The sequence below is a fragment of the Candidatus Buchananbacteria bacterium CG10_big_fil_rev_8_21_14_0_10_42_9 genome (assembly GCA_002773845.1).
In the GTDB taxonomy this organism is placed as follows: Bacteria; Patescibacteriota; Patescibacteriia; order Buchananbacterales; family 21-14-0-10-42-9; genus 21-14-0-10-42-9.
This window is the reverse complement of the sequence record PEZZ01000041.1, coordinates 1-5,349: the sequence shown is the minus strand read 5'-3', so window position 1 is coordinate 5,349 and position 5,349 is coordinate 1. Positions and strand designations below refer to the sequence as shown.

General features: G+C 44.5%; 2 protein-coding genes and 4 pseudogenes. 2 read left to right on the top strand and 4 right to left on the bottom strand.

Annotation, left to right across the window (positions count from 1 at the left end; all coding sequences use genetic code 11):
* Positions 1-221 precede the first annotated feature (221 nt).
* Positions 222-302 (top strand): annotated as a pseudogene (locus COT81_05100) (transcriptional regulator).
* Positions 303-1,157: 855 nt separating this feature from the next.
* Positions 1,158-1,283, top strand: a pseudogene (locus COT81_05095) (energy transducer TonB).
* 524 nt (positions 1,284-1,807) lie between these two features.
* Here COT81_05095 and COT81_05090 read toward each other — a convergent pair.
* The 4 genes and pseudogenes from COT81_05090 to COT81_05075 form a co-directional block, all read right to left on the bottom strand.
* Positions 1,808-2,650, bottom strand: a pseudogene (locus COT81_05090) (hypothetical protein).
* Between the two features lie 243 nt (positions 2,651-2,893).
* A pseudogene (locus COT81_05085) lies at positions 2,894-3,274 on the bottom strand (hypothetical protein).
* A 38-nt stretch (positions 3,275-3,312) separates the two neighbouring features.
* Positions 3,313-4,938, bottom strand: coding sequence for an apolipoprotein N-acyltransferase (gene lnt, locus COT81_05080; GenBank protein PIS04696.1), 1,626 nt, complete (start codon positions 4,936-4,938; stop codon positions 3,313-3,315).
* A 10-nt stretch (positions 4,939-4,948) separates the two neighbouring features.
* On the bottom strand, positions 4,949-5,349 hold a 401-nt coding region (locus COT81_05075; protein ID PIS04695.1), incomplete at its 5' end, for a hypothetical protein.

Below are 5,349 nucleotides of genomic sequence, written 5' to 3'. Positions count from 1 at the left end.
AGCCCCAGCCACCCCCAAGCGTGCCGTTTGCGCCATCTGAAGAAATTGTGCCGTTATTAGTAATGGAACCAGTTGCAGTGATCGCAATTATACCGCCGCCATCACCCCCGGTTGACCCAGATCCGCCGCCGCCAGAACCATAATCATTCGGGTTTTCAGAATCTCCGTTGTATGTTCCGATAGTTACCCCGGTGCTACTATTTCCTCCGTTTCCGCCATAGGCTCCGCCGCCGCCCGATTCTCCGCTACCGGCCCCGCCGCCGCCCGGGCCCGATCCGGCAGTAATGGCCGCGCCTCCGGCGTAGCCTTTGCCATCACTAATAATTTGCGAAGTGCCATCAATTGTTAAATGATCAACTGTAATGGCCGCATTACCGGCAAGTATTGATGAAGAAGTGTCAATTTCTAAATTTTCACTTGATTGATTAAAAGTAAACGAATCCTGATCACCGGTGGTTAAAGTACTGCCAGTTAACTGTAAATCACCGTTGGCGTTAAAAGTTATATCTCCTGAAGTTGTAATGACTGTGGTGTCAAGAGTAGTTGTGGCTGTACTGAAATTTGTCATATTAACATCCGTCACGGTCGTCAAAGTTAGATTGTCAATATCTAAAGTGTCGGCGTTGTAGTCAAGATCATAAGTTGATGCCGTACCGTACCACGTCTGTGAACCGCCTGAAGATGTCGTCGTCGCATTAATGGTTGTGTCGGCGTCAAAATAAATATTGCTCGCTGCGTTTATGGTTAAAGTGTCAAAAGTCCATGGCCCATTGCCTGATTTCCAGTACCAGCCATCTTCAATTGTTAGGTTGTTATTGCCGGCATCGTAAATTCCAATTGTGCCATTGGCTCCGTTTGTGGCTGATCCCGGGCCCGATCCGCCAGTCGCGGAAAAGGTCGCGGTTGAAGTTGAAGTGCCTGAATAAGAAATATAAATTCTTCCCCCAGATCCACCACCGCCATCATTGGTAGTATCTGCGCCATCGCCGCCGTTAGCGGTGTAGCTACCTGATCCGCCTAAATCAGCTGTGGTTATTTTAATCGCGCCTCCCGCTCCTCCGCCTGAGCCCCAGCCACCCCCAAGCGTGCCAGCGTCTCCGTTTGATGAAATAGTGCCGTTATTTGTAAAACCGCTAGACACATTAAAAACAATTGCGCCGCCGCCATCACCCCCGGTTGACCCGGATCCGCCGCCGCCAGAACCAGGCGAAATTGGATCTTCAGCATCTCCATTAAAAGTGCCAATAGTTACCCCGGTGCTACTATCTCCTCCGTTTCCACCGTAGGCACCGCCGCCGCCAGATTCTCCGTTACCGGCTCCACCACCGCCCGGGCCAGATCCGGCAGTAATGGCATCGCCTCCGGCGTAGCCGTAGCCCGTGGCGGTGATAGCTGAACCTGGATCCACGGTCACGTTGGCAGCCGTAATGTTAATCGGCGTAGTAGTTGAATTAACACTTAAAGTAGTATTATTGCTAACTGATATTGTGCCAGAACAAGTTAAATCAGAAGCAAGAGTTAAATTATCAGCAATATCAAGATCACTGCAACTGCCGGTAGTAAACGAAACTGCAGTTGAATAATCGGACCAGGCACATCCAAAATATCTAACTCTTACGTAATAAGTGGTATTAGAATCTAAAAAGGTTTCCCCTGCCAGGTCGTTTTGAAAAGTAAAATTGGCCGCATTGACTGTGGTTGATGTTTCAGCACTGCCGGCAGTTCTAGTTGCCACGATTGTGGTATCAGCCGCCACGGTGTAAAAAGAGTCCGGACTATTTTGATTATTGTACTCAGTTGAAGCCCAAGTTTGAGTAATCGTGCTATTACGTACTCTAATTTCGTCCAATTCACCTTCCCAATAAACGCCATCATAATCGCCGTACCTGCCAATTGTTGCGTCAGAAGCAGTCCCAGTTGGCATCACGCTGTCTGACCTACTGCCACTTTGGTAGGCAGCACCATTTACATATATATATGCATTAGATGAGTCAGTCGTGGCTATAAGATGATGATAAGTATCATCATCTTGATTTTGGGTGCCTCCGCACAATGTAGATGAATAAGCCGTTTCCGCCGAATTAATAGTATAGTGGCAGGCTGTTCCTAAATTATTAACTTCCAACACCCAGGCAGAGTCAGCATAACCAGCGCCAGTAGATTTAACTAAAATTGATCCTGTAGCAGCATCGTCGGGAGTTTTAAACCAAGCACTCATGGCGTGATTGTCTGTTACATCAAACCCGGAACCCAAACTAATATAATCGTTGGTGGTGAATGTATACGCTTTTCCGGCTAATTTTGAATCGCTACTTAACGCCGGTCCGTTGACAGTGCCAGTATTGCCATTGCCCGTTGAATCAGTCGCGTCAGCTTGGAAGTGATATACGGCCTTGTAGTCGCTCCAAACATTATTTCTGCCATATGTATCAGTCGCCCCGTAAGCTGAAGCATCTGGATTTCCATAGTAGATATAAAAAACGGTGTCGGTGCTATTAGACAAAGAAGGCGCTTTAAAATGCAATTCTCCCGTGCTTGACCCTGTATTTATGGCTACAACTTCAATCGGTACTTCAGTAGTGCCGTCGGATGTAGTGACGCGAATATCTGCTCCGTTTGACTTGACGGTCGTAAAAAAAGACGCGCTCATGTCTGACAAGTCCACGTAAACCGGAAAATTTGTTAAATCCGCGCCAACTTGGGTATTGTCAATCGTGAGCTTTTCGCGGCTAGACCAAGCGCCATCATACCAACCTAAAGTTAAAATATCCCATTTAGTATTGGTGTGGCTACCAGTGCCAGAGTAGGCAGAGCCAGTAATATCTGGATTGATAGAAACGTCAGTAGCGCCTTCTGTTGGTGAAGAAATACTTGGCGTGTCTGGGTCAGCGTAATAAGTAAAGCCGTTAGTTAAAGTATCGCTTTGGGCATCTGAATTCTCGTAGTAAACATCAACCGCGCCGGCGGCATGCGCCGGTGTGGTAGCTGTTGATTGCGTCGCGCTTTGGTTAGCTTCATTGGTGGCATCAGTCCCTCCAAATTTCACTACCGGGGTACCCGAAAAACTTGTGCCATTCAAAGTCACGCTTTCACCGCCAGATGTACTGCCACAATTTGGGGAAACCGAAGTTAAGTCGGGGGCAGGGCTGCCGCCAGAGCCGCCACAACAACTTTCGGCAAAAAATAAAGGAATGGCGGTCAAGATTACCGCCGCCATAAATATTAAGATTAAATATGCAAAGATCGCTTGATTTGTTTTTAGTTTGTGTATCATGTTTAATCTAGCCTATTTTTTATTTTAAGTATAAAATATTATACCACATTTTTACGTTTGCGACCAAGGATAAGGTTATGGAAAAAAATTAAACCTATAATCATCGCAGATAACCCAACAATCCAGTTTCCAAACCTGACAAAAGCGGTTTTGTTTTGGAGAGGGGTGATATCGGCATAGATTACTTTTGGATTTCCAATAGATGCTTGGCTTACAATTCGTCCTAAGCTATCAACCACAAATGAACCTTCCCAATTATTCGGCCGGATTAAAAACCTGTTTACTTCTACGGCCCTAACTTTTGCCATGTCGATTAATTGCTTAGATAACATGTGGTCACCTTTAAACACGGAATGGGAAGCAACATTGACTAACACTTGCGCGCCCTGATTTACAAAATCGCGGTATAAGTTGCCCGAAGAAATTTCTGAGCAAAAATTACCACCAATATTAACATCGTTATAATTGACGACTTTCGTCTCGCCGCCTTTTTTGTAGGCTCGGTATTTATTAAAATTTTCTACAAATTTACTTTGCCCAAAAATTTTTGCTGGCCAGGTCACTAAATAAGGCAAATACTCACCGTTGGGATATAGTAATTGTTTTTGATACTGCCGATACTGACCATTAGCTAAATCAAAATAAAATATAGTGGAATAGGCATCTCTATTTTGCTTGATCACCGGACCTGAATCAATAATCAGCTTATCGGTGCCGCCTAATATATTGGACAAATATTCTTGCGCGCTTGATTCTTGGTTTAAATTAAAACGCCTCAAAAAATTACTTCCTTCCGGCAATACTATTACATCCGGGTCAAGCCCGTCATCTTTAATTTGGGTAATAATTTCTTTTTGTCGCTCAAACTCGTCTAATTGTTCATCCAGCGTATAGTTGAAATGAGATTTGAATTGAGTATTGACCAAGGCAAATCTTATTGATTGATCGCCGTGCCTAAAACTTGAATTACTGATATAAATATCTAAAAATACAAATATAAAAATTAAGGCCGCAAAAATAAGAAATTTTGTTTTCAATTTTACGTTTTTGAAGTCAAGTATAAATAGGTAGACTAAAAAGCCGACCAAAACAACGAAAAATGATAACAAATACCCGCCTCCAAAGCGCGCTAATTGCAATAAAAAAGTATTGTTCGCCAAAGCGTACCCAAGTAAGGCCGGGGTCCAATGCGGCCCCAAAAGCGAACTTTCGCTCCAATAAAATAGTGTGTACCCCCAAGCCCTTAGATATTCCAACAAAACCCAAAGCGACGGGAATAAAAATAAGTTAATTAAATTAGCGGTTTTTATTTTATAAACTAGCAAGCCCCACAAAGCAATAAAAATTGAAAGAGCAAAAAGTGATGTTACCCAATAATAGCTAATTGCCGCCACGCCGGCATAAGGGTTACTAATACCGGCCCAATCCATCGGCAGTGCCGCCCAAAACCAATTTTGAGAAATGCCTATGAATATTACGCCCATTAGCCAGGCGTGCAAAAATGCAGCACGCGGATTTTGGCAAACTCTAAGCAAGTAATAAATGATCGGCCCCAGGCCGAAAAATAATAGCGGCCACAAATAAGAAAAATTATACCCCAACCCAAGCAATACGCCTGCAAGAATTGTCAAATACGATTTATTTTTGGCAAAATAGTCCCTCACCAAATATAAATTAGCTTGGTAATAAAAGTATGGTCGCGGTTGCCTCTATGTCGGTTCCAGAACTAAGTTCATCATAGCTATCAGCCGGGCAATTACTAGTGCCTCCGCCAGAACCGCCAGCCCAACTTTTTTGATCGCAAGTTTGATTCCTAAACCGGGTAACAAATTCTGGCCAACTGACACTATCCCCTCCTCCGTACTCAACCACAACCGTTACGCGCTGAGTTGACGGGTCGTCCTCTCCAGAATTACAGCTGCCAGCGTGGGTAGCTACAATATTGCGGCTGGAAGTATCCCGGCAGACATTATGAACGTAAAAATAACGCGTATAAGCTTGCCCGTCTATAGTAACGGTTTCAGTGTCGGTGGTGGTGGTTAACTGACCTGGTGTTTCGCTATGTTCGGCAATAT